The organism is Stenotrophomonas sp. Steno-Z4 (genome assembly GCF_056393145.1).
This window is the reverse complement of record NZ_JBWJPC010000005.1, coordinates 34,312-59,972: the sequence shown is the minus strand read 5'-3', so window position 1 is coordinate 59,972 and position 25,661 is coordinate 34,312. Positions and strand designations below refer to the sequence as shown.

The window sequence follows — 25,661 nt, the reverse complement described above, 5'->3', positions numbered from 1 at the left end:
CCCATACGTGCAGTCGTTTGGGAACCGACTCTACCGACGCGTGCGCCGACTACCCCGTGGTGGGGTCGCATCCCTATCGACCGCCGTTACGTTGCCTGCGTTTGTTTGGGGCATGGACATCGGCGGGGATGGCGTTTGTTTTTGCCCGGGGTCATGCGTTACCGGACGTTGCACCGATACGTTCAGTCGTTTGGGAACCGACCCTACCGACGCGTGCGCCGGCTACCCCGTGGTAGGGTCGCATCCCTATCGACCGCTGTTACGTTGTCCGCGTTCGGTTGGGCATGAACATCGTCGACGCGTGCGCCGACTACCCCGTGGTAGGGTCGCATCCCTATCGACCGCTGTTACGTTGTCCGCGTTCGGTTGGGGCATGAACATTAGCGGGGACGGCGTTTGTTTTTGTTCGAGGTCATGCGTTACCGGGCGTTGCGCCGTTATCGGCGGTCGTTTGGGAACCGACCCTACCAAAAGGTAGCTCTGCTGCTTCGCAGGTGGCCGCTATTACCCGTTTCGCTTCTTCCAACGCGGGGGTCAGCACCGCCAGGCGCGGCCTTCTGTCCAGCGTGCACGCCAACCCTACGTCCAACAGCGCGGCGTGCGCTTCGTGCAGCGCGTCGCGCGTGCCGCCCGGCAGCCAGGCAATGCCGGCCAGCTGGTCGATCAGGCTGGGGGTGTCGCGCGGCTCCAGCACCTGCGGGTGCGTGCCAGCGCTGTCCAGTACGCCCGTCTGCAGCAGGAACTCCAGGTCCACGATGCCACCGGCGCCCTGCTTCAGATCCCAGCGCGCGGCATCGCTGCGGTCCAGTTCGGCGCGCATGCGGCCGCGCATCTTCACCACATCGGCGTACAACACCTCGCGCTCGCGCGGGCGCGCCAGCGTGGTGGCACGGATGTTTTCGAAGTCGGCCAGCAGGCTGGCATCGCCAGCAATGCCGCGCGCGCGTACCAGCGCCTGGTGTTCCCAGGTCCATGCACGCTCGCGCTGGTATTCGGTGTAGCTGGCCAGCGAGGACACCAGCGAGCCCTTGCCGCCATCCGGGCGCAGGCGCACGTCGATGTCATAGAGTCGGCCGGCGGCGGTGACCGCGCCCAGCAGTGCCATCACCTTCTGCGCCAGGCGTGCGTACCAGCGGCCCGGGTCGAGCGGGCGGGCGCCGTTGCTGCTGTCCTGGTCGGCCGGGTGGTCGTGCAGGAACACCAGGTCCAGGTCCGAGCCGAAGCCCAGTTCCAACCCGCCCAGGCTGCCGTAGCCGATGATGGCGAACCGGCCGCCCGGCACTTCGCCGTGCGCGCGGCGCATGTCCGCATCGGCCATGGCCAGCGCAGTGACCACCACCGCCTGCGCGAGCTGGGCCAGCTGGCGGGTGCTGTCCACGGCGCGCTGGCGGCCATCCAGCGTGGCCAGGGCCATGCGGAAGCTCAGCGCAAGCCGGGTTTCGTTGAGCAGGCGCAGCGCGGCTTCGGGGTCGTCCACGGCCAGCGCGGCATCGCACTCGGCCTGCATGGCGGCGGCATCGGGCATCGGGCCGGACACGCGTACGTCCAGCAGTTCGTCCAGCAGCAGCGGGTAGGCGGCGATGCGTTCGGCCAGCAGCGCGCTGCGGGCGAGCACGTCCACCAGCCTGGCCAGTGCGCTGGGCTGTTCGTCGAGCAGTGCCAGGTAGCTGGTGCGGCGCAGGATGGCCTGCAGCAGGCCGAGCACGCGCTTGAGCGCGGCATCCGGCTGCGGTGAGCGCGTGGCGGCGTGCAGCAGTGCGGGCAGCACGCGGTCGAGGCGGGCGCAAGCGTTGTCGCTGAGCGACTTCACGCCCAGGGATTGGGCGAAGTCGCGCAGCGACTGGTCGGCGCCGTTGGGATCGTGGAAGCCGGCGTTGGCCAGCACCTCGGCATCGCCGCTGTCGGGCAGGCCGCGCCAGTAATTGGCCAGTGCATCGGGGGCGGCCTGGCCCGCGCGCGGGGCGAGCAGTGCGGCGAATTCGGTGCTGACCCGGTCGCGCTGCACATCAAGTGCGGCCAGCAGCGCGTCCCAGTCGGCGTAGCCCAGGCCACAGGCGATGCGCAGGCGGTCGGTGGGGTCGGTGGGCAGCGCGTGGGTCTGGGCGTCGCGCAGCATCTGCAGGCGGTTTTCCAGGCGGCGCAGGAAGCGGTAGGCGTGCAGCAGGTCTGCGCCATCCTCCGGCGCCATCTGCCCGCAGGCGACCAGGGCGGGCAGCGCATGCAGCAGGCGGCGCTCGCGCAGGCTGGCTTCGCGGCCACCGCGGATGAGCTGCAGGGCCTGGGACAGGAATTCGATTTCGCGGATGCCGCCGGGGCCGCGCTTGATGTCATCGAACATGTCGCGGCGCGAGACTTCGGCGGTGATGGCCGCCTTCATTTCGCGCAGGCCATCGAGCGCGGTGAAGTCGAGGTAGCGGCGGTAGACGAACGGGCGCAGGGTCTGCAGCCACGCTTCACCGGCGGCGATGTCGCCCGCCACGGCGCGCGCCTTGAGCCAGGCGTAGCGTTCCCAATCGCGGCCTTCGCGCTGGAAGTACTGGTCCATGCCAGCGAAGGACAGCGCCACGCGGCCGGCGCTGCCGAACGGGCGCAGGCGCAGGTCGACGCGGTGGCTGAAGCCGTCCACGGTGGTTTCGTCGAGCAGGCGCGCCAGGCGCTGGCCGAGCCGGGCGAAGTATTCCTCGGCGGCGAGCGGGCGCGGGCCATCGGATTCGCCGCCCTGCGGGTAGGCGTAGACCAGGTCCACGTCCGAACTGAAATTGAGTTCGCCGCCGCCCAGCTTGCCGAGGCCGAACACCACCAGCTGCTGGGTGCTGCCATCGGCGGCACGGACCACGCCGTGGCGGGTGGCGAATTCCTGTTCCAGCGCGGCCAGGGCCAGCGCCAGGCATTCCTCGGCGAGGCGGGTGGCGCCGGCCAGGGTGGCGGGTACGTCGTCGAGGCCTTCGAGGTCGCGCCAGATCAGCCGGGTGGAGCAGGCGGTGCGGTAGCGGCGCAGGCGCGCCGGCCAGTCGGCGGGCTGCTGGGGATCCAGTTCCGGGAGCGGCAGCGGCGGGCAGTCGGTTTGGGTCAATTGCGACAGAAGCCCGGGCTGCCGGCACAGGGTGTCGAGGGCGAAGTCGCTGGTGATGGCGAGCAGGCGGAGCTTGGCGAGGACCGGTTCCGGCGGCGGCCAGTTGCCTGAGTCGTTCAGGCTGAGCGCAAGACGCGCAAGCGCGCGGTCGACGAGCGGGACAAGGGCGGCGGGAACGGCATCGGCGGAAATCGGCATAAGGCGATTATGCATGGGGCCGCACGCGGCACCCGAATGGCACGGTGCGTGTGGGGGTCCGTGTATGCGGCGCGTTGCGCGTGGGTGGCGGCTGCGGCGCGGGCGTAGGGTCGGTTCCCAAACGACCGCCGATAACGGGTCTACGCCCGGTGACGCATTACCGTTGGACAACGTCAACGCCTTCCCCGACCGAGGTCATGCCCCATCGAACGCGGGCGGTGCCACGGCAGTCGATTGGGATGCGACCCTACCGCAAGGCGCCACACCGTGGTGTCCCCGTGAGTGAACAGGGCACCTGCCAAATTCTGGACATAAAAAAGCCCGCTTGCAGCGAACTGCCAGCGGGCTCTGCTCCCTCCCCCACGTCGGGATGCAGGGCGATCTTCTAGGCTCCGCGAACAAGTTGCACGCTGCACTGCAAAACAATACTGGCGGGTACAGATGCCCTCATTTAACTGAATAGGACCTCATATACCGGGAGAACACCATTCCACCTTGGTCGCACCCGGGACGGTGGTGCGATGGCGGATAATGAATATCCCCCACAAAACGTAGTCGTCATGTCCGTTGATCGCATTGCCGACGCGCGCCTGCGCGCTCGCGTTGTATCTGCCGAAGCCGCCGCCGCGCTGATCCAGCCGGGCGAAACGGTGGCCATGAGTGGTTTCACCGGCTCGGGCTACCCCAAGGCGGTGCCGGTGGCGCTGGCCCAGCGCATCGAGGCCTTCCACGCCGACAACCTGCCCTTCCAGATCAGCCTGATGACCGGCGCCTCCACCGCGCCGGAACTGGACGGCGCGCTGGCCAAGGCCGATGGCATCGCCATGCGGATGCCGTTCCAGAGCGACCCGGACGCGCGCAACCGCATCAACGCCGGCCTGCTGGACTACATCGACATCCACCTCAGCCACGTGGCCCAGCATGTGTGGTTCGGGTTCTATGGCGAGATCGATACGGCGGTGATCGAGGTCTCGGCGATCCGCGAAGACGGTTCGCTGGTGCCTTCCACTTCGGTGGGCAACAACAAGACCTGGCTGGACCTGGCCAGGAAGGTGATCGTCGAGGTCAACGAATGGCAGCCGGCCGGCGTGGACGGCATGCACGACATCTACTACGGCACGGCGCTGCCGCCCCACCGCAAGCCGATTCCGCTGGTGCACGGCAACGACCGCATCGGTGAAACGGCGCTGCGCTGCGACCCGGACAAGATCGTGGCGGTGGTGCGCACCAACGGCCCGGACCGCAACAGCCCGTTCAGCCCGATCGATGCGACCAGCGAGCAGATTGCGGCGTACCTGATCGAGTTCCTGCAGCACGAAGTGGCGCGCGGGCGCCTGCCAGCCAACCTGCTGCCGCTGCAGAGCGGCGTGGGCAATATTCCCAATGCAGTGCTGGCAGGGCTGGGCAAGAGCGGCTTCCGCGACCTCAGCGCGTTCACCGAGGTGATCCAGGACGGCATGCTGGACCTGCTGCGCGACGGGGTGCTGAGCTATGCCTCGTGCACCGGGTTCGCGCTGAGCCCGCAGGCCAATGAGACGTTCAAGGAGAACATCGATTTCTACCGCGAGCGCATCATCATGCGCACGCAGGAGATTTCGAACCATCCGGAGCTGGTGCGCCGCCTGGGCTGCATCGGCATGAACGGGATGATCGAGGTGGATCTGTACGGCAACGTCAATTCCACGCATGTGATGGGCACGCGGATCATGAACGGCATTGGCGGTTCGGGTGATTTCGCGCGCAACGGGTTCCTGTCGGCGTTCCTGAGCCCGTCGACGGCCAAGAACGGCACCATTTCGGCGATCGTGCCGATGGTGAGCCATGTGGACCACACCGAGCACGATGTGTCGGTGATCGTGACCGAGCAGGGGTTGGCGGATCTGCGTGGGTTGCCGCCGCGCAAGCGTGCGCGGGTGGTGATCGATAATTGCGCGCATCCGGATTTCCGCGACCAGCTCAATGATTATTTCGAGCGGGCCAGCCGCGATAGTTACGGCAAGCACACTCCGCACCTGTTGCCGGAAGCGTTGTCGTGGCACCAGCGGTGGTTGGATACGGGGACGATGAAGGCCTGAGTGGTTGCAACAAAAAACGCCGGGATTTCCCGGCGTTTTTTTATTTTCTTTGCACGTTTTTGATGCTGTCGAACGTGTGAGGCATGTACCGACCAACGGTCGGTACCTACCGGGATTGGTCATGTACCGACCAACGGTCGGTACCCACCGGGATTGGTCATGTACCGACCAACGGTCGGTACCCACCGGGATTGGTCATGTACCGAACAACGGTCGGTACCTACCGGGGTTGGTGCGGTAGGCCACGACCGTTGGTCGTGGCGCAGGTACGCGATCAACTGCGCAGGCTGTCCAGCGATTCCTGCTGCAGGCGTTCGTAAATCACGAACTCGTCCTCGACCTTCACGCCCAATGCCTGCTCGAACGCATCGCGGTTGGCATGGGCGGCATAGGCGCGCTGTTCTTCGCCCCCGAGGTTGGACTGGAAGATGCCCGCGGCACTGACCGGCAGGAAATCTTCGTAGACGATGGGGTCGGCACTGGCCAGCCCTGCCGCTACCAGCGCTTCGGCCGGCAGGTCGCCCACGGCGGCCGGGTTGGCGCGGCCGGCATCGGTGAGGGCGTAGCGGTAGTAGCCCAGCCCTTCGCGGCGCAGGGTGTCGTGGTCGTCCGGGAAGGCGGTGAAGGCTGCGGCCAGGCGCGTGGGGTAATCCTGCCCGGTGCTGCCGGCGCCGCCGGCATCGCGGGCCTGGGCCAGCAGCTGGTCGTACAGCGCGCGGCCCTTGGGCGTGAGGGCCAGGCCGCGCTGTTCGATCTCGCCGAAGCGCGCGGTGTGGGTGCCGGCATCGGCGCCTTCGCCATCGGGGAAGTTCACCGTTTCCTCCAGCGCCTTGAAGCTGGTCTGGCGCAGCAGGATCGGGCAGCGGCGCGGCGGCGGGCCTTCGACCACGGCCTTGGCATCGATGCCACGGGCGAGCATGCCGGCCTGCGCGGCGTCGATGTCCAGCGTGCGCGGGGTGAGGTGGTTGATGTGCGGGCCACGGAAGCTGACCACGTCGGCCACCAGGCGGTGGGCGTTGCTCAATGCCTCGTAGGTGGCCAGCGAGACGGTGGCATCGCTGTGCCAGCGGAAGGTTTCCAGTGCGGCCAGCACGAAACGGCGGGCATCGTTCTGGTCCAGGCCGCCTTCGCGTTCGGCCTGCTCGATCAGCGCCAGCGCGTCATCGGTGAAGATGCGGCGGCGCGCGAGGATTCGCGCGGATTCGTCGCGCAGGGCGTCGTCTTCGATCAGTTCCAGGCGCAGCAGCGAGGTGAACACGCGGAACGGGTTGGCGGCCAGCGCCGATGCGGCGCGCGGGCGGAAGGCGGTGGAATGCACCGGCACGCCGGCCACGGAGAGGTCGTAGTAGCCGATGGGGTACATGCCCATGACGGCGAACAGACGGCCCAGGGTGGCCAGCTCCGCGGCAGTGCCGACGCGGATGGCGCCGTGGCGCTCCTGCGCCAGGCGGCCGCGTTCGTCATTGCGTTCGAGCTGCTCGGCCAGTGCCGGGTTGTCGGTGAGCACGGCATCGTTGATCTCGGCCACCAGGTCGACCAGGGTGCCGTACAGCGGCACTTCGGTGCGGTACATGGTGGACATGGCCTGGGCGAACAGGCTGCGGATATCGTCGGGTGAAACGAAACGGTCGGCGCTCATTACGTACTCGGCAACGGATCACGGGGAACAGCAGGTGCCCATTGTCGCCGAGGTGGGCCGTACCGGGCGAGGTGCACAGCAGCATTGGGGGAGTGCCCCACGCGATGCATGGATGGGTAGGGTTGGTTCCCAAACGACCGCCGATAACGGGTCAACACCCGGTAACGCATGACCGACGAGCGGAGCAGGAGCCGTCCCCGCCGAAGTTCATGTAGTCCGGCGCAGATGGGGCCTGGAGGGTCAGCGGGTGCGTTTGGTTTCGGCGTCTGCAGCGGCTTTGTCGCGCTGGGCGCGGTCGCCGAGCTGGCGTTTGAGGGTGGCGTCGAGGGTGACCGGGCGGTCCCAGTGGTCGTGGCTGGCCACGATGGCGTGGCGCAGGGTGCGCCAATGCGTGTTGCTGGGGGTGACCGGCATCCTGGTCACCACGTCGGCCCAGCGCTTGTCTTCGCCTTCGTCGGGCACGAAGCGCGACCAGGCCTGCACGGCGTCGCGGCAGGAGCGCTCGGTGGCCTTGGCCCAGAAGCAGGCGAAGTAGATGTCGCCGGCCTGCCAGCCATGGGTGTAGAACAGCGCGGCGATGTAATCGCGCGGGACACTGGCGTAGCGCGCGACCTCGTCGAGGAAGCTCTCCGGGTAGCGCTCGGCGTAGTGGTTGATGTCCTGCAGCTGGTCATCAACCCAGGCGTCACCGGTGTGGACTTGGTAAGCCTGGGATTTTTCCGGGGTCTGCTGCGCGGCCGCCAGCAACGGCAGCCACAGCAGCAGGGCAACCAGCAGCAGGCGTATGCGCTTCACCGGTTCAGCCGCCCGCCGCCTTGGCTTCAATGGCGCGCAGGGCCTGCGGCCAGTCGAACGCGGTGGCCGCTTCGACCATGCGCGGCTCATCGGCGGCCACGCCATGCTGGGTTTCATGCGCCCAGGTCACTGCATACGGGGTGTGGATGCCCCAACCGCCCAGGGTGACCACCGGTTCGATATCCGAGCGCAGCGAATTGCCGACCATGACGAAACGCTCCATCGGCAGGTCGAACTCTTCGAGCACGCGCGCGTAGGTTTCCGGATCCTTCTCGGACACGATCTCGATGCGCGGGAACAGGTCACGCAGGTTGGCGACCTTGATCTTGGCTTCCTGGTGGAACAGGTCGCCCTTGGTGATCAGCACCACTGGATAGTTGCGGGCGATTTCGGCGACGGATTCGCGCACGCCATCGATCAGCTCCACCGGGTGGCGCAGGGTGTCATGGCCGATGTCGAGGATCAGCTGCAGGTCGCGGGCGGCAATGGTTTTTTCGGTAATCTCGATGGCCGCTTCCAGCATCGACAGGGTCATGCCCTTGACGCCGTAGCCGAACACGCCGAGGTTGCGCTGCTGCACTTCGAGCAGGTGGCGCGCGGTGGCGGTGTCGTGCACGTCGATGTAGCGCGACAGGATGTCGAGGTAATCCTGCTCGGCCTTGCGGTAATAGTCCTCGCTCTTCCACAGCGTGTCGTCACCGTCAAAACCGACCAGACCGATGGCGCCGGTGGGCGCGGGCATGGAGGTCATCATCGGGCAAGGATACCAAGCGCAAAAGAAGGAAGGGCGGCCCAAGCCGCCCTTCCAGGCCATTCACCGTTGTCCAGCGGTTTCAGGCAGTTGCGTGATTACCGGCCCGGGGCGGCGTTGCCGCCGGCTGCGGCGCCCTGCTGGGCGGCGACGTAGGCTTTGTACTCGTCCGGGGTGAGCTTGCCGTCTTTGTTGGTGTCGGCCTGGTCGAACACCTGGGCAAGGCCTGCGTTCACCTGGGCCTCGGTCTTGCTGATGGCGCCGTCACCGTCGGTATCGACGCTGGCCCAGGTCTGGCCGCCACCGCCGCCGGCCTGCGCCGAGGCCTGGGCGGCCGCGCCGGTGGCCGCATCTGCCGCCTGGTCTGCCTGGGCCGCCGACTGCTGGGCCTGCGCGGCCTGGGTCTGGGCCTGCGCGGCACTCTGCTGTGCGGTCTGTGCCATCGCCGGAATGGCCAGAACACTGCCGGCGGCGACGATCAGGGCGATCAGGGGCTTGCGGTTGCGAATAGTCATTGGGTGGTCTCCTTGTGGGATGTTGCGCGGCTCGTTGTTTTCCGCACGGCCCCACACTGACACCCCGTTTGTGAATCGACCTTGCCCTGCAACCGGCCTGCGCACGCGGTCTTAACCACACGCGCGCAGCGCTCCGTTACCCCTGCGGTTACGCGCAGGTGAGCGGTTGGTAAGACGATCATTCAATGGGCCCGAATTTAACCGGATGCGAACGAAAACTCAGGGGTTGCTGGCGTTTTTTTCGCCTGAGCGGGAACTGAATATCAGCCAGCCCAGCGCAACACCGCCCAGCGCACCAGCCACTTCAATCACCACGCGCGAGCCCAGTTCGTTCGGATCGTGGATGGTGGCCAGGAACAGGCGTGCATACAGCGGCGACTCCAGCCGCATCATGCCCATGTAGAACAGGTTCCAGGCATCGATGCCGGCGGATGCGACCACGGACATCACGCAGGCCCAGCCAATGGCATGCCCGTCGGACCACCCCGCCCAACGGCACACCCGGTGCCACAGTGCGTACACCAGCAGGCCGACCAGCAGGGCGATGAGCCCGGCTTCCAGCGTGCCCAGCAATCCAAAGTGCAGCGGCAGGTTCATCGTGGTCCGGGCGTTGGGGGAGCGCGCATTGTAGCGGCGCGCCGCCCGGACGCAGGGGCTCAGCGCACCGGCACGTCGAAGGCGGTGGTCGGGCTGGGCTCGGGGGTGAGGGTGAAGTGCCACCATTCCTGCGGATAGTTGGCAAAGCCCTGGCGCTGCATGGCCTGCAGCAGGGTCTGGCGGTTGCGGTACTGGGTGGGGGTGATATCGGGCGCGTTGGTATGCGCGCGCGGGCCGAAGAAGTCAAAGTCGGTGCCCATGTCGACCACGCTGCAGGGGTCGCTGCGGCAGTCGAGCAGGCCCAGGTCGACGGTGGCGCCACGGCTGTGGCCGGAGGTTTCCGCGATATAGCCGCCCAGCAGGGCGGGTTTGTCGAGGCTGGGGTACTGCTGCGCCTTGCGCGACTGCTCCAGCGGGTCGTTGGCCCAGGCCACGAACGCCCGCACCGATTGTGCGGGGCGGTAGCAGTCGAACAGCTGCAGGCCATAGCCGTTGGCGCGCAGGTCGGCTTCCACCTCGGCCAGCGCCTTGGCGGCCGGTCGCAGCAGGAAGCATTTGGGCGCTTCGTAGCCCGGCACCGGGCGGCCGGTGAAGTTGTTGGCGCCGGCGTAACGCATGTCGAGTTTGATATCCGGCGCCAGCGTGGTGATGTCGACCAGGCCGGCCTGCTCGGCGGTGCGCACCAGGGCGATGTGGACCGGCTGGGCCGACACCACCGCAGGCGCGGCCAGGGCGAGCAGCAGGCTAAGGGCAATCGCCGATGCGGGTGAAGTGCAGGTCCTGGTAGTCATAGCTGAAGTCGATATCCGGATCGATCGCGCTCAGGCGGAGCGTGGGCGGGGTACCCGGCTCCACCTGCAGCCAGGGTTCTGCATCCGCCCCGAGGGTATCCCACTGCACCATCCAGCGGGAATCGAGCTGCATCACGGATCCGCGCAGTGTGGGCGATTTGTCCACGCTGAAGCGCAGGATGTTGTTTTCAGGGCACAGGCGGGCCTGGCCCAGCCAAGGGTCGCGATAGAGGCCTTTCACGGCTGCGGGATGGTCGCCACCGCGTAGAGCCACGCCCTGCGTGGCTGCGGGATGGTCGGCGCTGCTCAGCCACGCATGGCGTGGCTCTACGGGTTTGCGCGCGCTCGTATCGGGGCGCACATGGCCCGCCGCATGGCGGCTGGCTGTTTCGGCCTGCAACTGCGCGGCGTAGCTGGCTACGGTCTGCTTCTGCGCCGGGGCGGTGTAGTGCTTCAGCGCGGCCTGCATCAGCACGGTGCGCGCATCCTCGCCTTCGCCGTTGATCAGGATCACCACGCCCACCTTGCGGTCCGGCAGCAGCGCGAGCGAGGAATACATGCCCGACAGCGTGCCGGTGTGGGCGACCTTCCACTGCCCGTCCATGTCCGACAGGCGCCAGCCGTAGCCATAGGCAGAGAAGTGCGCGTTGTCCCAGCGGCGCTGGCGTTCGCCGAGCGGCATGGGCATGTGCGCGGTCCACAGCGCGCGGCGCTGGGGTTCACTGAGCCAGCCGGGCACCCGCGTGGGATCCAGCAGCACCTGCATCCAGCGCGTCATGTCGCGCAGGCTGCAGCGGATGCCGCCGGCCGCCATCGAGGTCAGGTCCGGGGCGATGTCGGTGTCGGCGTTGACGACCACGTTGCCACTCCCGCGCCGGGCATGCGGTTGCGCCACGTTGCCCACCTTCGCCACCGACCACGTGCCCGCCTGGCAGCGGGTCATGCCGAGCGGGATGAACACTTCCTCGCGCAGCAGCTGGTCATAGGGTTTGCCACCGGCGGCGGCGGCTACTTCACCAGCCACCACGTACATCAGGTTGTCGTAGGCGTAGCCGCTGCGGAAGCTGGTGACCGGCTTGAGATGCTCCAGGCCGGCGATGATGTCGGTGCGGGTGAACGCATTGGGTTCGGGCCACAGCATCAGGTCGCCCGCGCCCAGGCCGAGCCCGCTGTTGTGGATGAGCAGGTCGCGGACCTGCATGTGTTGGGTGACCCACGGGTCGTGCATGCGGAACTGCGGCAGGAACTTCGTCACCGGGTCGTCCCAGGCGAGCAGGCCACGGTCGACCAGCCGCGCCAGGACCGCGGCGGTCATCGCCTTGCTGTTGGAGGCGATCTTGAACAGGGTGTCGGCGTCGATGGGCTCGCCGCTGCCGGCGCGGCGTTCGCCGGCCGTGTGGATGTAGACCACGCGGCCGTCGTCCACTACGGCCATGGCCAGGCCCGGCAGCGCGTAGTGCTGCCGGGCCTGGTCGAACATCGCCTGGAAGCCTGGCTCGGCGGTTGCGGCGCTGGCTGAAAAGACCAGCCCCGCCGTCGCACACACCATCCACCGTCTCAAGGCGTTCATGCCCTCAATAGTTCCACGTCACCGTGAGCTGGGCATAGCGCGGCGACTGGAACCCGGTGCCGTAGCCGTACAGCGGGTTCGGCGTGCCGATGCTGTCCTGCGGCTCGTAGTCCTGGTCCACCGACACGATGCGCTGCTGGTTGAGCACGTTGTACACGGCCAGCTTCAGGCTGATGTCCAGAGGCACCGGCACCTTGTAGGCGATGCTCATGTCCAGGTCGTAGGTCCACGGCGTACGGCCATCGCCGGCACGCGGCGAATGCACGAACACACGTTCGGACGGTACGCTGGACTGGCAGTTGGACACGCACACGAAGTAGCTGTGGAAGTCGGTGGCGTCATACGGGTTGCCGGCGCCAAAGCGGGTGATCGGGCTGCCGGACTGGATGCCCAGCGTGGCGGCCACGGTCAGGTTTTCGGTCACCGCGTAGCTGCCACGGAACTTGAACTGGTGGCGGCGATCGTTGGCGAGGTAGCCGTAGCCACGGTAGTTCACCCACGGATTGTCGAAGTTTTCGGTACGGCCCGAATCGGCGAAGTCGGTATCGGAATTGACCGGGCCTTCGGCGTTGCCCTTGCCGTAGGCCAGGGTGTAGGACGCGTTGAAGCCCCACTTGCCATCCCACGCGCGGTCGACCTGCAGTTCCAGCGCCTTGTAATCGCGCTTCGGCTTGACCCAGCCGCGCTGGCCAACATAGTTGCCATCATCGTCATACAGCGCCCAGCCCTCACGGGAAGTGTCGATGTTGATCCAGCCGTCATTGCTGCCATCGCAATCGGTGTCGCCCCACACGGTGTTGGTGCGGCCCGGGTTGCCCATGATCCACACGCTGTCGACCGCACCGCACTGGCCGGTGGCGGTGATGTTCATGTCGTCAATCGCGTTGTTCAGGCGGCGATAGGTGACGCTGGCGCCGACCGACCACGATTCGCTGAGCATGTGCTGGAAGCCCAGGATCGCTTCATCCTGGTACACCGGGTCCATGTCGCGGTTCACCTCGGCGCGCAGGTCCGGCACGCTGCCGTCGCCCTGCGAGTTGTCCACCGGGCCGATCTGGCCGCCCAGCACCGGGATGTTGTTTTCGCCACCGGAGTAGCCGAGGAACTCGTACCAGGTACGCTCGTCCAGGAAGCCGCCCGCCTGCTTGATGTTGATGACGTTGGCCACCGGCAGGAAGTAGCGGCCCAGGTTGCCGAACACCTTGGTGGTGCCATCGCCCTTGACGTCCCAGGAGAAGCCGAGGCGCGGGGCGAACATGTTGTCGATCTTGATGTAGCTGTCGCCGTCGCCGCCCTTGTTGTCGAAACCTTCCACGCGCGCGCCGATGTTCAGCAGCAGGTTGGGCGTGACCTGCCAGTTGTCTTCGAGGTAGTACGCCGAGTTGATGGTTTCGAACGAGCCGGCCACTTCATAGCGGCGGGTGCGCGCGACCAGGCCGCTGGCCGGCACGGTACCGCCATTGAGCGAGCTGCCGGGAGTACGGTAGTAGATGTCGTAGCGCAACCCACCCGGACCCGGGTACGAGCGCTCGTAATCGGAGGTGTTCTCTTCGCGATCAAGGCCGAAGCGCAGCAGGTGGTCACCCAGGGCCCACTCGAAGTCGGCGCGGGCCGCCTTGCGGGTATCCAGTGCCGCTTCCACCTGCGAGCTGCTGGTGCAGCTGCGGTCGCCTTGAAGGTCGGTGGGAACGCCCTGGCTGGCGGTGCGATTATCGAACACGCGGTTGCAGTTCTGGTCCATCAGGCTGCTCTGCGAGCGGTTGCGCTTGTTCTCGCCATACATGAGCTTCATGGTCAGGTCGTTGTTGACCTGCCAGCTGTAGGTGCCGGACCAGTTCTTGCCGCCTACGGTGTTGTAGATCTGGTTGGTGCGGTCGCCGACGATGTCGCCAGTGGCATAGTCGTACTTGTAGACGTCGGTGATGGTGTCGCTCTTGTCGGAGAAGCCGAACAGCGACAGCATCTGGTTGTCGGTGATCTGCCAGTCCAGCTTGCCGCCCCAGAACGGGTCGTCAGCCTTTCCGCGGTTGAATACGGTGCCGGCGTCGTTGGTGGAGTTGGGCTCGTAGTCGCGCGCCTCGTACATGCCGAAGAAGAACAGCTTGTCCTGCACCAGCGCGCCGGAGGCGAACACGTTCAGGGCGCTGCGCGAGTAGTCATCCTGGCTGGCGGTGATGTAGCGGCTGCCGTTGCTGTCGTAGCGGTCGCGTGCCTGCGACTGCCAGGCACGTGGTTCCACCACCAGCTGGGCGCCGGTCTGGAACTCATTGGTGCCCGAGCGGGTCACGGCGTTGATGACGCCGCCGGTGCTGCGCCCGAACTCCACCGAGTAGCCGCCGGTCTTGACCTGGAATTCCTGGTAGAAGCCGAACGGCACCGATGAGAAACCGACCCGGTTGTAGAAGTCGGTGACGTTCAGGCCGTTGACGTAGACGGTGTTTTCCGCGACCGACGAGCCGCCGAAGGAAATGCCCTGCCCGCCCAGCGAGCCCTTGCCTTTCACCGCGCCCGGGGCAAGCAGCGCCACGGCGGTGATGTCACGGTCCACCGGCAGCCGCAGCAGTTCTTCGCGGGTGATGTTCGTGGCCGATTCGGTGGAGCGCACGTCCACCATGTTCACCACCTGCGGGGCACGCACCTGCACCGCGCCCAGGGTACTCACGCCGCTGACCGGCACGTTCACCGTGGTGGCGTTGCCCAGGGTCACATTGACCTGGCCCACGCGAGCCGGGGCGCCGCCGGCCACAGCCACTTCCAGGTCATAGGTGCCCACCGGCAGCAGGGGAATGCGGTAGCTGCCGTTGGCATCGGCGCGCACCGAGCGCACGAAGCCGGTGGCAGGATTGCGCACCGTGACGGTGGCACCTTCCAGTTGCTGGCCCGGTTCGCTCAACAGCCTGCCGGCCACCGAACCGTCCTGCGCCATCGCTGCCGGTGCAACGACACCCAGGCACGCGCCCAACGCGACGCATAGCGCCGCCCGCTTCAAACCGTTCGCTTTCATTCCCTGCTCTCTCCTTCAAGGGTGAAAAATTAATGTTGATCACCCCACCAGCGGTGGGGTGCTACCGCGGTGTGGCAGGCACCACGTGCGACTGGAAGTCGTAATTCCATTGATCGAAGTACAGGTTGCCGCCGGACCATTCGACTTCGCCGCGCTGCGAATCCACGGTGTCCGAGCGCGGGTGCTGCTTGGCCGGCTGGAACGGCTGCTGGAAATCGTCGTTGAAGGCGATGCGGTAGGCATCGAGCCCGCCGAAGTAGAAGTCGCGCAGCGCCGGGTCCGCGCTTTGCAGGCGGCCGGTAGTGACATCCATCGGCACCCAGCCATACGGGGCCAGGTACAGCGCGCCCCAGTCGTGCAGGTTGTTGTAGCCCACGGCGTCGTCCGAATAGACCATGCCGGACTGCCAGCGCGCGGGAATGCCGTTGAGGCGCAGCAGCGCGATCAGCAGCAGCGTCTGCTGGCCGCAGTCGGCATGGCCGGCGTGCAGGGCGTAATCGCTGATGTTGGAGATGGTGGAGTATTCGCGGGCGCCGGCCCACGGGATCTGGTCCACCGCGTCGAACAGCTTCTGGGCGATGCGGTATGGGTTGGTTTCATTGCCGACCACGCGCTGCGAGAACGCGCGCAACGCCGGGGTGAACACCACGTGCGGTGGCTGTTCGGCCAGGTAGGGCTGCAATGCGGGATCGGCCGGCGTGGGCAGCACCTTGGCCGGATCGATCTCGATGTGGCGGGCGTAGACGGTGACGGCGTAGCGGATCTCGAAGCGGGTCGGCTTGCCGGCCACGGCCTTCTGCTGCAGGTGGACGGTGCGCTGCTGGGCTGCTTCGGGCGCGATCACTGCGCCACTTTTGGGGCCGATCCAGCTGATGTCTTCCTGCTGGCCGGGAATGGCGCGCGGGTATGGAATCCATGCCTGCAGCAGTTCGCCGGCGGGCACGGCATCGGGTTTGACGGTGATCGACTGGGTGACTTCCACACGGCGCGGCACCACGCTGCGGGTGCCGCTGGCCTTGGCCGCCGCGATTACTTCTTCATGGTGCGGGGCGAGATTCTCGTACGGGCCATCCACCGGCAGTGGGACGTTGGGCGCGCGGCGTGCCTTGGCTTCGGCGCTGACCCGGAACAGGTTGGCCGGCGCGCGCTTGAAGTAGCGGCGTTCACCGTCGATATCCAGGTGTTCGATCAGGCCGGCGGCATCCCAGCGCGCGAATTCGTCATCGCGCAGGTCGGGGATCTGCTTGCGCACCAGGGCCTTCGCGGCGGCCTCGTCCAGAGTGAAGTCCAGCCGCATGCGGCGCATCCGCTCACGCTGGAACGCATAGGCGGCACGTGCCTCTGCGCTGAGCGCGGGGTCGTTGATGGCCGCGGCGATGCGGGCATCGGCAGCGGCAAAGTCGCCGTGGTCGATCTGCGCCACCACCGCATCCAGCGCCGGCCCCTGTGCCCCGGCCGAGGCAATGCCCAGCAGCAGGCACGCCGTTGCGGCGCGCCGGGCGAAGGTCGAGGCAGGAGAACGCGGTTTGCGTACGGGCAGATCCACGGCGACACTTCCCAAGGTGCAGGTGGTAATCGCTGTGTAACACGGGCCTGACAGGTGGTCAATAATTTATTCTTGCTTTCGCTGGAAAAAGGAATAAATATTCCTGACGCTTTCGAGGAGGGTGACCGCTCCATGATCCAGGCTTCCCCCCGCCGCCCCGTGCGGCCTGCGTGGCTGGCGCGCGCCCTGCTGGTGGCGCTGACGCTGCTGCCCGCCGGCGCGAGCTGGGCCGACGCGCCGTTTGCGCCGCCGGCGGCATTCGGCGGCGTGACCGGGTTGCGCGAGGCCTACCTCGACCCGGCGTTCTGGGCGTCCCGGTTGCCCGATGCAGACCGGGTGATCCTGGATCGCGCCGGCATTGCCGCGCAGAACACGCGGATGCGCGCTGAAGACGACTCCATCCATGACCTGCGCGCGCTCCCGGCCCAGCTGACGCGTGCGCGGGTGCTGGCCGACATCGAGGCGCTGTCGCGCTGGCCGACGAAGCCGTTGTTCGGCGAAGACGAGCAGCCGATTCCCGCCACTGCACGTACCGCCATCGAGGCGAACCTTGCCCTGGCGGCCATTCCCGCCGAGCGCCCGCTGCAGTACGGGCTGGTGACCCACCGCGCGGCGCTGCGTGCGTTCCCGACCGCGCTGCGGGTGTTCACCGCGCAGGGCGACACCGACATCGATCGCTTCCAGGAATCGGCGCTGTTCCCCGGCGACGCGGTGGCGGTGCTGCATGAAAGCGCCGACGGCCAGTGGTTGTTCGTCACCAGCGAGCGCTATTCGGCGTGGATTGAGAAGCGCTTCGTTGGCATTGGCAGCGCGGACACCGTGTTCGGCTACGGCCAGCACGGTCCTTACCGGGTGGTGACCGGCGCCACCGCCTTCACGGCGTTCACCCCGGAAGAGCCGCGCGTGTCGCGGCTGCAGCTGGAGATGGGCGTGCGCGTGCCGGTGCTGGCCGACTGGCCGCTCAACCAGACCGTGAACGGCCAGCAGGCGCACGCCGCGCACGTGGTGCAGCTGCCGGTGCGCAATGCCGATGGCACGCTGGCGCTGGTGCCGGCGCTGCTGCCGCGTTCGCAGGACACCGCCAGCGATTACCTGCCGTTGACGCCGCGCAACGTGCTCACCCAGGCGTTCAAGTTCCTGGGCGAGCGCTACGGCTGGGGCCATTCGTACGACACGCGTGACTGCAGCGGCTTCGTGTCCGAGATCTACCGCAGCTTCGGCGTGCTGGTGCCGCGCAATACCAGCGCGCAGGCAGTCAGCCCGGCGCTGGACCGCATCGCCTTCAGCGACAAGGACGGCAAGGCCAGGCGCAACGCGGCCGTGCAGCAGCTGCAGGTGGGCGACCTGGTCTACATTCCCGGCCACGTGATGGTCACCATCGGCCAGCTCGACGGGCAGACGTGGATGATCCACGACACCGCCGGCGGCAGCTGGTTCGCCCCCGACGGCAATCGCGTGCAGGCCCACCTCAACGGCGTTTCGGTGACTCCGCTGCAGCCGATGATGGCCAGCGACACCGTGAGCTACATCGATCGCATCACCAACATCCAGCGCATCCGGCCCCAGACTCCTTGATGAAAATCACCGACATTGAACTTGGCATGCTGCGCGTGCCGCTGAAAACCCCGTTCAAGACCGCACTGCGCACCGTGGATACGGTGGAAGACGTGGTGGTGCTGGTGCGCACCGACACCGGCCACACTGGGTATGGCGAAGCGCCGGCCACGGCGGTGATCACCGGCGATACCCACGGTTCGATCATCGAGGCGATCAACACCTTCATCAAGCCGCGCCTGGTCGGCCAGGACGTGGCCGAACTCAACCGCAACTGCGCGCTGATCCAGTCGTCGATGGAGCGCAACACCAGCGCCAAGGCGGCGGTGGAAATCGCGGTGTACGACCTGTGGGCGCAGCTGCACAAGGCGCCGCTGTACCAGATGCTGGGTGGTGGCGACCCGGTGATCACCACCGACATCACCATCAGCGTGGATTACATCGACAAGATGGTGGCCGATTCGCTGTCGGCGATCGACCGCGGCTTCGAGTCGCTGAAGATCAAGGTCGGCAAGGACATCGGACTGGATATCGAGCGGGTGAAGGCGATCCACGCCGCCGTGCAGGGCCGCGCCCTGCTGCGGCTGGATGCCAACCAGGGCTGGACCGCCAAGCAGGCGGTGCACGCCATGCGCACGCTGGAAGAGGCCGGAGTGGTGCTCGAACTGCTGGAGCAGCCGGTGAAGGCGGCGGACATCAGCGGGCTGAAGTACGTGACCGACCGGGTCAACACGCCGGTGATGGCCGATGAGAGCGTGTTCAACCCGGGCCAGGTGTTCGACCTGATCCAGCAGCGCGCGGCCGACATCATCAACATCAAGCTGATGAAGACCGGCGGGCTGTCCAACGCGATCCGGATTGCCGACATCGCCGCCATCTACGGGGTGCCGTGCATGATCGGCTGCATGATCGAATCGAGCATCAGCGTGGCGGCGGCCGTGCACCTGGCGGTGGCCAAGAGCGAGATCATCACCAAGGTGGACCTGGACGGCCCGTCGCTGGGGCAGTTCAATCCGGTCACCGGCGGGGTACATTTCAACGAGTCGGAGATCACCATCAGCGATGCGCCCGGCCTGGGCATCACCGAGGTGCGCGGGTTGGAGATGATCAAGCCGCCGCGCTGGTAACGTCCCCCCGTCCCCTTTTTGATGACCCCATGCCGCCTCTGGTGAAAATCCGCTCCGAGCGTGACCACATGTCGGCGATCGAACGCCGCATCGCCGATTTCATCCTCGACAATGCCCACCTGCTGCGCGATTACTCGTCGCAGCAGCTGGCCAGCGCGCTGGGCATCAGCCAGTCCAGCGTGGTCAAGTTCAGCCAGAAGCTGGGCTTCAAGGGCTACCCGGACCTGAAGTATTCCATCGGCCAGGCCGTGGCCCGCGCCGGCAACGATCCGGCCGCCGGCCCGCCGGCCGCCGCGCCGGGCAACGATTACGACCAGCTGGCCGAGCGCCTGCGCCTGAGCCGCACCGCGGCCGACGAGGAAACCCGGCTGGCCAACCCGCAGGCGGACGTGGAAGCGATCGTGCAGCTGATCGACGGCGCGCCCAAGCTGTTCGTGTACGGGCTGGGCGACGATGGCCTGTATGCGCGCGAGTTCGCGATGCGGCTGTCGCTGCTGGGCATGCTCACGGTGCACCACGCCGACCCGATCCTGATGATGGCCAACCTCTCGGCGGCGCGGCCGGGCGATGTGCTGCTGGTGTTTTCCGAATTCGGCAAGCTGCCGCAGCTGTTCCAGCTCTCGCGCCAGTTCCAGGACGTGGGTGGCAAGGTGGTGTCGATCACCCGGCACAGCGCCAACCCGCTGCGCGCGCACGCCGACGGCGCACTGGTGGTGTGCGCGCACGATCCGGCGCCGCACGTGGCGCAACTGTTGTACCGTTCTGCCTTGCAGTCGCTGCTGGACTTCGTGTTCGTGCTGCTCTGCCACGCCAACCCGGACCGCCACCGCCAGCTCGGGGTGAACCTGGAACGGATCGAACACCTGATCGACACCTGATTCCCGGAGTGCACCCGATGCTGTCGCTGCTGCGTACCGCCTTTGCCACCGTGCTGGTTGCCAGCGCCCTGCCCGCGTCGGCACTCACCCCCGTGGCCACGCCGCTGCTGGACAACGGCCAGATGATCGTGGTCACCACCGACGGCTGGGATGCCACCCAGGGCCGCCTGCAGGCCTATGCCCGCACCGCGCAGGGCTGGCAGCCGCACGGCGCCGCCTTCGATGTGGCGGTGGGCCGCAACGGCAGCGCCTGGGGCGTGGGCGTAGCGCCCGCGCCGGACGGCAGTGGGCCGCAGCAGCCGGGCGAGCCGGTGAAGCAGGAAGGCGACGGCCGCAGCCCGGCCGGGATGTTCAGGATCGGCCCGGCGTTCGGCTATGCGCCGAAGCTGGCCAGCGCGATGCCCTACCAGCCGATGCTGGAGAGCAGCTACTGCATGGATGTACCGGATTCGAAGTACTACAACCGCATTGTGGATGCCGACGTCGTGGGTGCCGATGCGGTGGAAGGCTCCACCGAACCGATGCGGCTGGACCTGCACAACAAGGGCGACGTGCGCTACCGCGAGGGCTTCGTGATCGAGCACAACCCGAACGCGGAACCGCGCCGGGGCAGCTGCATCTTCGCGCACCTGTGGCGCACGCCGGGTGAGGCCACCGCCGGTTGCACGGCGATGCAGCCCGAACACATGCGCGGCCTGCTGGCCTGGCTGGACCCGGCCCAGCGCCCGGTGTTCGTGCTGCTGCCGCGCGCGCAGTACCAGCGGCTGCAGCAGGACTGGCAGCTGCCGCCGCTGCCGAAGGCTGCACGATGAGCGCCGCGCCCGAACCGCAACTGGAACGCGCGGTCAGCCGCTGGCAGATCGTGGGGTTGTCGATCAACGATGTGATCGGCAGCGGGATCTACCTGCTGCCGGCCGCGACGGTGTTGTTGCTGGGGCCGTTCAGCCTGTGGGGCGTGGTGGCAGCGGGCATCGTGGTGGCACTGCTGGTGCTGTGCTACGCGCAGGCGGCCAGTTACTTCGATGAACCCGGCGGCAGCTATCTGTATGCGCGCGAGGCGTTCGGGCGCTTTGCCGGGTTCGAGATCGGCTGGATGATCTGGCTGACCCGGATCAGTTCGGCGGCCGCGTTGAGCAACGCGCTGGCCGATGCGGTGGCACGGTTCTGGCCCTGGGCCGGGCACGATGTGGGCCGGGTGCTGGTGATCGTGGCCTCGCTGGGGTTCCTGACTGCGGTGAACGTCGCCGGTGTGCGCTCGGCGGCGCGGACAGGGATCGTGCTGGTGATCGGCAAGATCCTGCCGCTGCTGCTGTTCGTGGCGATCGGCGCGTTCTACGTGGATACCGACCTGGCCTTCTCCGGCACCCGCCCGGACCCGCACGACCTGCAGCGCATGGGCGAGGCGGCGTTGCTGCTGCTGTATGCGTATGCGGGCTTCGAGAACATCCCGGCCGCGGCCGGTGAGTACCGCAATCCGCGCCGCGATATTCCGTTCGCGCTGATCACCATGATCATCACGGTGACGGTGATCTACGGCGCGGTGCAGTTCATCGCGCAGGGCACGCTGCCGGGCCTGGCCGATTCGGCCACGCCGCTGGCCGATGCTGCCGCCGGCTTTGGCGGCGAGGCGCTGGCCCTGATCCTCACGGTGGGCGCGACGATCTCCATCCTGGGCACCAACAGCAACACGATGATGATGGGCCCGCGCTTCCTGTTCGCCCTGGCGCGCGATGGCTACGGGCCCAAGCTGCTGGCGCAGGTGCACCCGCGCTTCCGCACGCCGGCGGCGGCGATCATCACCCAGGGGCTGATCGCGCTGGTGCTGGCGTTGTCCGGCTCGTTCGTGCAGCTGGCGCTGCTGTCGATGACCACGCGCCTGTTTGCGTACATCGGCACGGCGGCAGCCGTCATCGTGCTGGCCCGCCGCTTCCGCGACCGCCCCGGCGCATTGAAGCTGCCCGGCGGCCCGCTGATTCCGATCCTGGCGCTGGTGCTGTGCCTGGCGCTGTTTGCCAGCGCAAGTTGGCAGAACATCGCCGCCGCACTGATCGCGTTCGCGGTGGGCGGGGTGATCTACCTGTTGCCGCGCAAACAGGAAGGGTGACGGGCGGCCGGGCACCGCGCTCAGACACGCATGGCGTGTCTCTACGGCTGCCCGCGTGCGCGTAGTGACACGCCATGCGTGTCAACGCCATCCGTGCCAGCTGACCCTGATAAACGCCAGCACGAAACCTTGATGCAGCATTCACCCCACGCGCCCGCCGCGTTAACCGGCCCTTGGGTAGGTTGAAGCCTCACCCAACCGGAGCCCCACATGAGCCCTGACTACCAGATTCCCGGCCGGGTGCCGGAAGACGGCGTGCCGCGCGAAGCGGTCTCGGATTACTGGCGCGAGCGCTTCAGCGCCGAGCCGTACTACGACAGTGACCTGGCGTTCGAGGATTACGAGCCGGCCTACTACCTCGGCTACAGCTCCCGCCACGCCCGCACCCGCGCCGATGAAATGATCGACGCCTACGAGCAGGTGGAAGCCGAACTCGAATCGCGCTGGGCACGGGAACAGGCCACCAGCAAGTTGACCTGGGCGCAGGCGCGCAACGCGGTCCGTCGCGGCTGGGACGAGTCCACCGCCCTGCACCAGTCCCACTTGGACAAAGGCGTCCCGCGAGGTACCTGAAGCGAAGCGCGCCCAGAACGGGATGCGCCCTGCCAGGGTTGCATCCCGATCAAACCGCTCGCGCCTGGCTTATTCAGCGCGCGGAATCGGCGGAATCTCGCGATCACCCGCGGCCATCAGGTCGCGGGTGTTCTTCTGTACGGCCACGGCGCCAAACAGGCTCAGCGCGAAGGCCATGCCGTAGAAGCCCTTTTCGCTGAGCAGCAGGGTGGCGTTCCAAAGCCCCACCAGCAGCAGCAACAGCGACACCAGCAGCGCGAACCAGCACAGCGAGTAATAGAGGCTGCTCACCGGAATGCCTTCCACCCGGTCGCGCACGCTCTTCTGCAGTGACACGGCGGCGAACAGGCCGAACAGCAGCAGGGTGAGGTAGTAGCCCTTTTCGTTCAGCGCCATTTCGGCGTTGAAAAGGCCGACCAGGTACGCCACGGCGCCCAGCAGCAGTGCGGTCCACGAGGCGGCGATGAACGCCGGAGACGGTTTGGTGACCTGAGGCTTCATTGTTCAAACTCCCTTTTGATGGCGCCTACGGTAGCCGATTCCCCCGCACCCGCCTACGGGGGTGACGTATGGTCCACGCCCCCTTGATGGCCATGGTGTACAACAACGGCTGGCCATTCGCGTCCCCTTCCGGAGATTTCCCATGACCCGCCACCTGCTGCTCAGCCTTGCCCTCGCCGCCACCCCCGCCCTGTTCACCACCGCCTGCGTGGCCGCCGATACGCCCGGGGCGACCTCCGCCCCCGCCCCCGCGCTGGAAAAGGCGCAGTGGCCGTTCACCGCCACCGAATTTGCCACCTTCGACCAGCCCTGGGCGATGAGCTTCCTGCCCGATGGCAGCCTGCTGGTGACCGAGAAGGAAGGCAGGTTGAAGCACTTCAACCTGACCACCCGAAAGAGCGCGGAGATCACCGGCGTGCCGAAGGTGGCCTATGGCGGCCAGGGCGGCTTCGGGGATGTGCTGCCGCACCCGGACTTCGCGAAGAACGGCTTTGTGTACCTGAGCTACGCCGAGGAAGGCGACAAGGACACGCGCGGTGCCGCCGTGGGCCGCGCCAAGCTGGTGCTGGCCGCCGATGGCAGCGGCACGCTGGAAGACTTCAAGGTGATCTGGCGCCAGACCCCGAAGGTGGAAGGCAAGGGCCATTACGGCCACCGCCTGGCCTTCGGTCCGGACGGCAAGCTGTGGATCACCTCCAGCGAGCGGCAGAAGTTCGATCCGGCGCAGGACATGTCCGGCAACCTGGGCAAGATCATCCGCCTCAATGACGACGGCAGCGTGCCGGCCGACAATCCGTTCGCCTCCCAGGGGGGCGTGGCCACGCAGGTGTGGTCATTGGGCCATCGCAATGCGCTGGGGATCGCCTTCGATGCGCGCGGGAAGCTGTGGGTGCACGAGATGGGTCCGGCCGGTGGCGATGAGTTGAACCTGATCACGCGCGGGGCCAATTATGGTTACCCGATCGTGTCCAACGGCAACCATTACGACGGCCGCGACATTCCCGACCACAGCACGCGCCCGGAATTCGCCGCGCCGAAGGTGACCTGGACCCCGGTGATTTCGCCGGCCGGTTTCATCATCTACAGCGGCACGCTGTTCCCGCAGTGGACCGGCAGCGGCTTCATCGGCGGGCTGTCGTCCACCTCGCTGGTGCGGGTGGCCTTCGACGGCGACAACGCGCGCGAAGCCGAGCGCTTCCTGATGGGCGAACGCATCCGCGAAGTGGAACAGGGCCCGGATGGCGCGATCTGGCTGCTGGAAGATGGCAGCAAGGGCAAGCTGTTGAAGCTCACCCCGAAGGGGTGATGGGGGGTGCCGACCAACGGTCGGCACCTACCGGTTGCGGTTGCATCGCGTGCCGACCAACGGTCGGCACCTACCGGCTGCGGTTGCATCGCGTGCCGACCAACGGTCGGCACCTACCGGTTGTGGTTGCATCGCGTGCCGACCAACGGTCGGCACCTACCGGCTGCGGTTGCATCGCGTGTGCCTACCAACGGTCGGCACCTACCGGCTGCGGTTGCATCGCGTGCCGATCAACGGTCGGCACCTACCGGCTGCGGTTGCATCGCGTGCCGACCAACGGTCGGCGCTACCGGTTGCGGTCACCTTGCGGTCACCTGGTAGTGCCGACCGTTGGTCGGTACGCTCTTGGCATCAGGCCCCGATATTGTTGACCTTGACGTCGCTCTTCGTGCATTCCTTGTCCAGGCAGGTGCCGTTGATCCACACCTCGCCCTGACCCAGCATCACGCCCTGCCAGTTGACGAACAAGGTGTCGAACTTCTGCTCGGCAATCAGCTTGGCCAACGCCGGGGTCACGATCCTGTCGTAGTCGCGCTGGAAAGCTGCAGCATCAGCCACCTTCTGGTTCTTGCCGGCGATGGTGACCCGCACCGGGTACCGCATCAGCCCGGCCACCGCGGCACGGTCGCCTGCGGCAACACCACGCTGCAGTTCGTTGAACACACTTTCGTACGGGGCGGCATCCCCCAGCAGCTTGGTGATGCGCTCGCGTGCGCCACCCTCGGCTTCGGCAGATGCATCCGCAGGCGTCGCCGCCGAATCGGTCCCCGCTACCGGAGGAGCCGTATCCGGCGTGGCCGCCGTGCTCGGTTCCACCGCATCGGGTGACAACCCGGCCTGCGGCGCATCCTCGGCGGCCGTGGGCGCAGTGGCCGGCGGCGATGTCGAGGGCGCCGCCGCTTCGTTGGCCGGCGGCGTGGGCTGGCTGCACGCAGCCAGCATCAACGTGGGTAGCAGGATCTTGATCAGGCGCATGCACGGCTCCGTCGATATCTCGAAGATGCCAGCGTAGCCCGTATGGCGTGCAGCACCCATGACGGTAGTGCCAGGCCCTGCCTGGCAAG

20 protein-coding genes are annotated in these 25,661 nt (G+C 67.1%); 8 read left to right on the top strand and 12 right to left on the bottom strand.

The window, feature by feature from the left end; all coding sequences use genetic code 11:
* Positions 1 to 412: 412 nt before the first annotated feature.
* The gene (gene glnE, locus AC06E7_RS12800) at positions 413 to 3,271 is read right to left on the bottom strand and encodes a bifunctional [glutamate--ammonia ligase]-adenylyl-L-tyrosine phosphorylase/[glutamate--ammonia-ligase] adenylyltransferase (RefSeq protein ID WP_478064977.1); all 2,859 of its coding nucleotides are present in this window, start codon (positions 3,269 to 3,271) and stop codon (positions 413 to 415) included.
* 560 nt (positions 3,272 to 3,831) lie between these two features.
* Here glnE and AC06E7_RS12795 point away from each other — a divergent pair.
* Positions 3,832 to 5,346, top strand: a complete 1,515-nt coding sequence (locus tag AC06E7_RS12795) for an acetyl-CoA hydrolase/transferase family protein (RefSeq protein ID WP_249833650.1) — start codon at positions 3,832 to 3,834, stop codon at positions 5,344 to 5,346.
* Between the two features lie 274 nt (positions 5,347 to 5,620).
* Here the strand turns inward: AC06E7_RS12795 and hglS are convergent, their stop codons facing one another.
* The 9 genes from hglS to AC06E7_RS12750 form a co-directional block, all read right to left on the bottom strand.
* Positions 5,621 to 6,985, bottom strand: a complete 1,365-nt coding sequence (gene hglS / locus AC06E7_RS12790; protein WP_478064976.1) for a 2-oxoadipate dioxygenase/decarboxylase HglS — start codon at positions 6,983 to 6,985, stop codon at positions 5,621 to 5,623.
* 240 nt (positions 6,986 to 7,225) lie between these two features.
* Positions 7,226 to 7,780, bottom strand: coding sequence for a hypothetical protein (locus AC06E7_RS12785; RefSeq protein WP_478064975.1), 555 nt, complete (start codon positions 7,778 to 7,780; stop codon positions 7,226 to 7,228).
* A 4-nt stretch (positions 7,781 to 7,784) separates the two neighbouring features.
* Positions 7,785 to 8,534, bottom strand: coding sequence for an HAD family hydrolase (locus tag AC06E7_RS12780; protein ID WP_478064974.1), 750 nt, complete (start codon positions 8,532 to 8,534; stop codon positions 7,785 to 7,787).
* Between the two features lie 95 nt (positions 8,535 to 8,629).
* Positions 8,630 to 9,046: an EF-hand domain-containing protein gene (locus AC06E7_RS12775; RefSeq protein ID WP_095364451.1), complete on the bottom strand. Its 417-nt coding sequence runs from the start codon at positions 9,044 to 9,046 to the stop codon at positions 8,630 to 8,632.
* Positions 9,047 to 9,265: 219 nt separating this feature from the next.
* Positions 9,266 to 9,643 carry a hypothetical protein gene (locus AC06E7_RS12770; protein WP_068848803.1) on the bottom strand — a complete coding sequence of 126 codons (378 nt, stop codon included), beginning with the start codon at positions 9,641 to 9,643 and terminating at the stop codon, positions 9,266 to 9,268.
* A gap of 59 nt (positions 9,644 to 9,702) precedes the next feature.
* The gene (locus AC06E7_RS12765) at positions 9,703 to 10,434 is read right to left on the bottom strand and encodes a M15 family metallopeptidase (protein ID WP_478064973.1); all 732 of its coding nucleotides are present in this window, start codon (positions 10,432 to 10,434) and stop codon (positions 9,703 to 9,705) included.
* A complete protein-coding gene (locus AC06E7_RS12760; protein ID WP_478064972.1) occupies positions 10,388 to 12,004 on the bottom strand; it encodes a serine hydrolase domain-containing protein in 1,617 nt (538 codons plus the stop codon). The genes AC06E7_RS12765 and AC06E7_RS12760 overlap by 47 nt, the downstream gene beginning before the upstream one ends.
* Before the next feature lie 4 nt (positions 12,005 to 12,008).
* On the bottom strand, positions 12,009 to 15,008 hold the full coding sequence (locus AC06E7_RS12755; protein WP_478064971.1) for a TonB-dependent receptor: 3,000 nt from the start codon (positions 15,006 to 15,008) through the stop codon (positions 12,009 to 12,011).
* A gap of 61 nt (positions 15,009 to 15,069) precedes the next feature.
* The gene (locus AC06E7_RS12750) at positions 15,070 to 16,554 is read right to left on the bottom strand and encodes a transglutaminase-like domain-containing protein (RefSeq protein ID WP_478064970.1); all 1,485 of its coding nucleotides are present in this window, start codon (positions 16,552 to 16,554) and stop codon (positions 15,070 to 15,072) included.
* Positions 16,555 to 16,686: 132 nt separating this feature from the next.
* Here AC06E7_RS12750 and AC06E7_RS12745 point away from each other — a divergent pair, with 132 nt between their 5' ends.
* From AC06E7_RS12745 to AC06E7_RS12720, 6 genes are all read left to right on the top strand, one after another.
* Positions 16,687 to 18,129, top strand: a complete 1,443-nt coding sequence (locus AC06E7_RS12745; RefSeq protein ID WP_478064969.1) for a C40 family peptidase — start codon at positions 16,687 to 16,689, stop codon at positions 18,127 to 18,129.
* Positions 18,129 to 19,235, top strand: a complete 1,107-nt coding sequence (locus AC06E7_RS12740) for a dipeptide epimerase (RefSeq protein WP_068848791.1) — start codon at positions 18,129 to 18,131, stop codon at positions 19,233 to 19,235. Before AC06E7_RS12745 ends, AC06E7_RS12740 begins: the two co-directional genes overlap by 1 nt.
* A 29-nt stretch (positions 19,236 to 19,264) precedes the next feature.
* On the top strand, positions 19,265 to 20,113 hold the full coding sequence (locus tag AC06E7_RS12735) for a MurR/RpiR family transcriptional regulator (RefSeq protein WP_068848789.1): 849 nt from the start codon (positions 19,265 to 19,267) through the stop codon (positions 20,111 to 20,113).
* Positions 20,114 to 20,130: 17 nt separating this feature from the next.
* Entirely contained in the window at positions 20,131 to 20,925 is a 795-nt protein-coding gene (locus AC06E7_RS12730) for a L,D-transpeptidase family protein (protein WP_478064968.1), read from the top strand.
* Positions 20,922 to 22,217, top strand: a complete 1,296-nt coding sequence (locus AC06E7_RS12725; RefSeq protein ID WP_478064967.1) for an APC family permease — start codon at positions 20,922 to 20,924, stop codon at positions 22,215 to 22,217. The genes AC06E7_RS12730 and AC06E7_RS12725 overlap by 4 nt, the downstream gene beginning before the upstream one ends.
* Positions 22,218 to 22,427: 210 nt before the next feature.
* Entirely contained in the window at positions 22,428 to 22,790 is a 363-nt protein-coding gene (locus AC06E7_RS12720) for a hypothetical protein (RefSeq protein WP_068848783.1), read from the top strand.
* Between the two features lie 69 nt (positions 22,791 to 22,859).
* On the opposite strand, the gene yiaA is transcribed toward AC06E7_RS12720, so the two are convergent.
* The gene (gene yiaA, locus AC06E7_RS12715) at positions 22,860 to 23,291 is read right to left on the bottom strand and encodes an inner membrane protein YiaA (RefSeq protein WP_068848781.1); all 432 of its coding nucleotides are present in this window, start codon (positions 23,289 to 23,291) and stop codon (positions 22,860 to 22,862) included.
* A gap of 142 nt (positions 23,292 to 23,433) precedes the next feature.
* On the opposite strand from yiaA, the gene AC06E7_RS12710 reads away from it, so the two are divergent.
* Entirely contained in the window at positions 23,434 to 24,597 is a 1,164-nt protein-coding gene (locus AC06E7_RS12710) for a PQQ-dependent sugar dehydrogenase (RefSeq protein WP_478064966.1), read from the top strand.
* Positions 24,598 to 24,948: 351 nt separating this feature from the next.
* On the opposite strand, the gene AC06E7_RS12705 is transcribed toward AC06E7_RS12710, so the two are convergent.
* Positions 24,949 to 25,572 (bottom strand): hypothetical protein, encoded by a 624-nt coding sequence (locus tag AC06E7_RS12705; RefSeq protein ID WP_478064965.1) that lies wholly within the window; start codon positions 25,570 to 25,572, stop codon positions 24,949 to 24,951.
* Between the last annotated feature and the right edge of the window lie 89 nt (positions 25,573 to 25,661).

What these genes read in the sequence shown, in the direction of transcription:
- AC06E7_RS12755 (WP_478064971.1), bottom strand. Translation starts at nt 15,008, where the DNA reads ATGAAAGCGAACGGTTTGAAGCGGGCGGCGCTATGCGTCGCGTTGGGC.
- hglS (WP_478064976.1), bottom strand. Translation starts at nt 6,985, where the DNA reads ATGAGCGCCGACCGTTTCGTTTCACCCGACGATATCCGCAGCCTGTTC.
- AC06E7_RS12780 (WP_478064974.1), bottom strand. Translation starts at nt 8,534, where the DNA reads ATGATGACCTCCATGCCCGCGCCCACCGGCGCCATCGGTCTGGTCGGT.
- AC06E7_RS12760 (WP_478064972.1), bottom strand. Translation starts at nt 12,004, where the DNA reads ATGAACGCCTTGAGACGGTGGATGGTGTGTGCGACGGCGGGGCTGGTC.
- yiaA (WP_068848781.1), bottom strand. Translation starts at nt 23,291, where the DNA reads ATGAAGCCTCAGGTCACCAAACCGTCTCCGGCGTTCATCGCCGCCTCG.
- AC06E7_RS12710 (WP_478064966.1), top strand. Translation starts at nt 23,434, where the DNA reads ATGACCCGCCACCTGCTGCTCAGCCTTGCCCTCGCCGCCACCCCCGCC.
- AC06E7_RS12720 (WP_068848783.1), top strand. Translation starts at nt 22,428, where the DNA reads ATGAGCCCTGACTACCAGATTCCCGGCCGGGTGCCGGAAGACGGCGTG.
- glnE (WP_478064977.1), bottom strand. Translation starts at nt 3,271, where the DNA reads ATGCCGATTTCCGCCGATGCCGTTCCCGCCGCCCTTGTCCCGCTCGTC.
- AC06E7_RS12795 (WP_249833650.1), top strand. Translation starts at nt 3,832, where the DNA reads ATGTCCGTTGATCGCATTGCCGACGCGCGCCTGCGCGCTCGCGTTGTA.
- AC06E7_RS12770 (WP_068848803.1), bottom strand. Translation starts at nt 9,643, where the DNA reads ATGAACCTGCCGCTGCACTTTGGATTGCTGGGCACGCTGGAAGCCGGG.
- AC06E7_RS12725 (WP_478064967.1), top strand. Translation starts at nt 20,922, where the DNA reads ATGAGCGCCGCGCCCGAACCGCAACTGGAACGCGCGGTCAGCCGCTGG.
- AC06E7_RS12705 (WP_478064965.1), bottom strand. Translation starts at nt 25,572, where the DNA reads ATGCGCCTGATCAAGATCCTGCTACCCACGTTGATGCTGGCTGCGTGC.
- AC06E7_RS12740 (WP_068848791.1), top strand. Translation starts at nt 18,129, where the DNA reads ATGAAAATCACCGACATTGAACTTGGCATGCTGCGCGTGCCGCTGAAA.
- AC06E7_RS12735 (WP_068848789.1), top strand. Translation starts at nt 19,265, where the DNA reads ATGCCGCCTCTGGTGAAAATCCGCTCCGAGCGTGACCACATGTCGGCG.
- AC06E7_RS12775 (WP_095364451.1), bottom strand. Translation starts at nt 9,046, where the DNA reads ATGACTATTCGCAACCGCAAGCCCCTGATCGCCCTGATCGTCGCCGCC.
- AC06E7_RS12765 (WP_478064973.1), bottom strand. Translation starts at nt 10,434, where the DNA reads ATGACTACCAGGACCTGCACTTCACCCGCATCGGCGATTGCCCTTAGC.
- AC06E7_RS12745 (WP_478064969.1), top strand. Translation starts at nt 16,687, where the DNA reads ATGATCCAGGCTTCCCCCCGCCGCCCCGTGCGGCCTGCGTGGCTGGCG.
- AC06E7_RS12730 (WP_478064968.1), top strand. Translation starts at nt 20,131, where the DNA reads ATGCTGTCGCTGCTGCGTACCGCCTTTGCCACCGTGCTGGTTGCCAGC.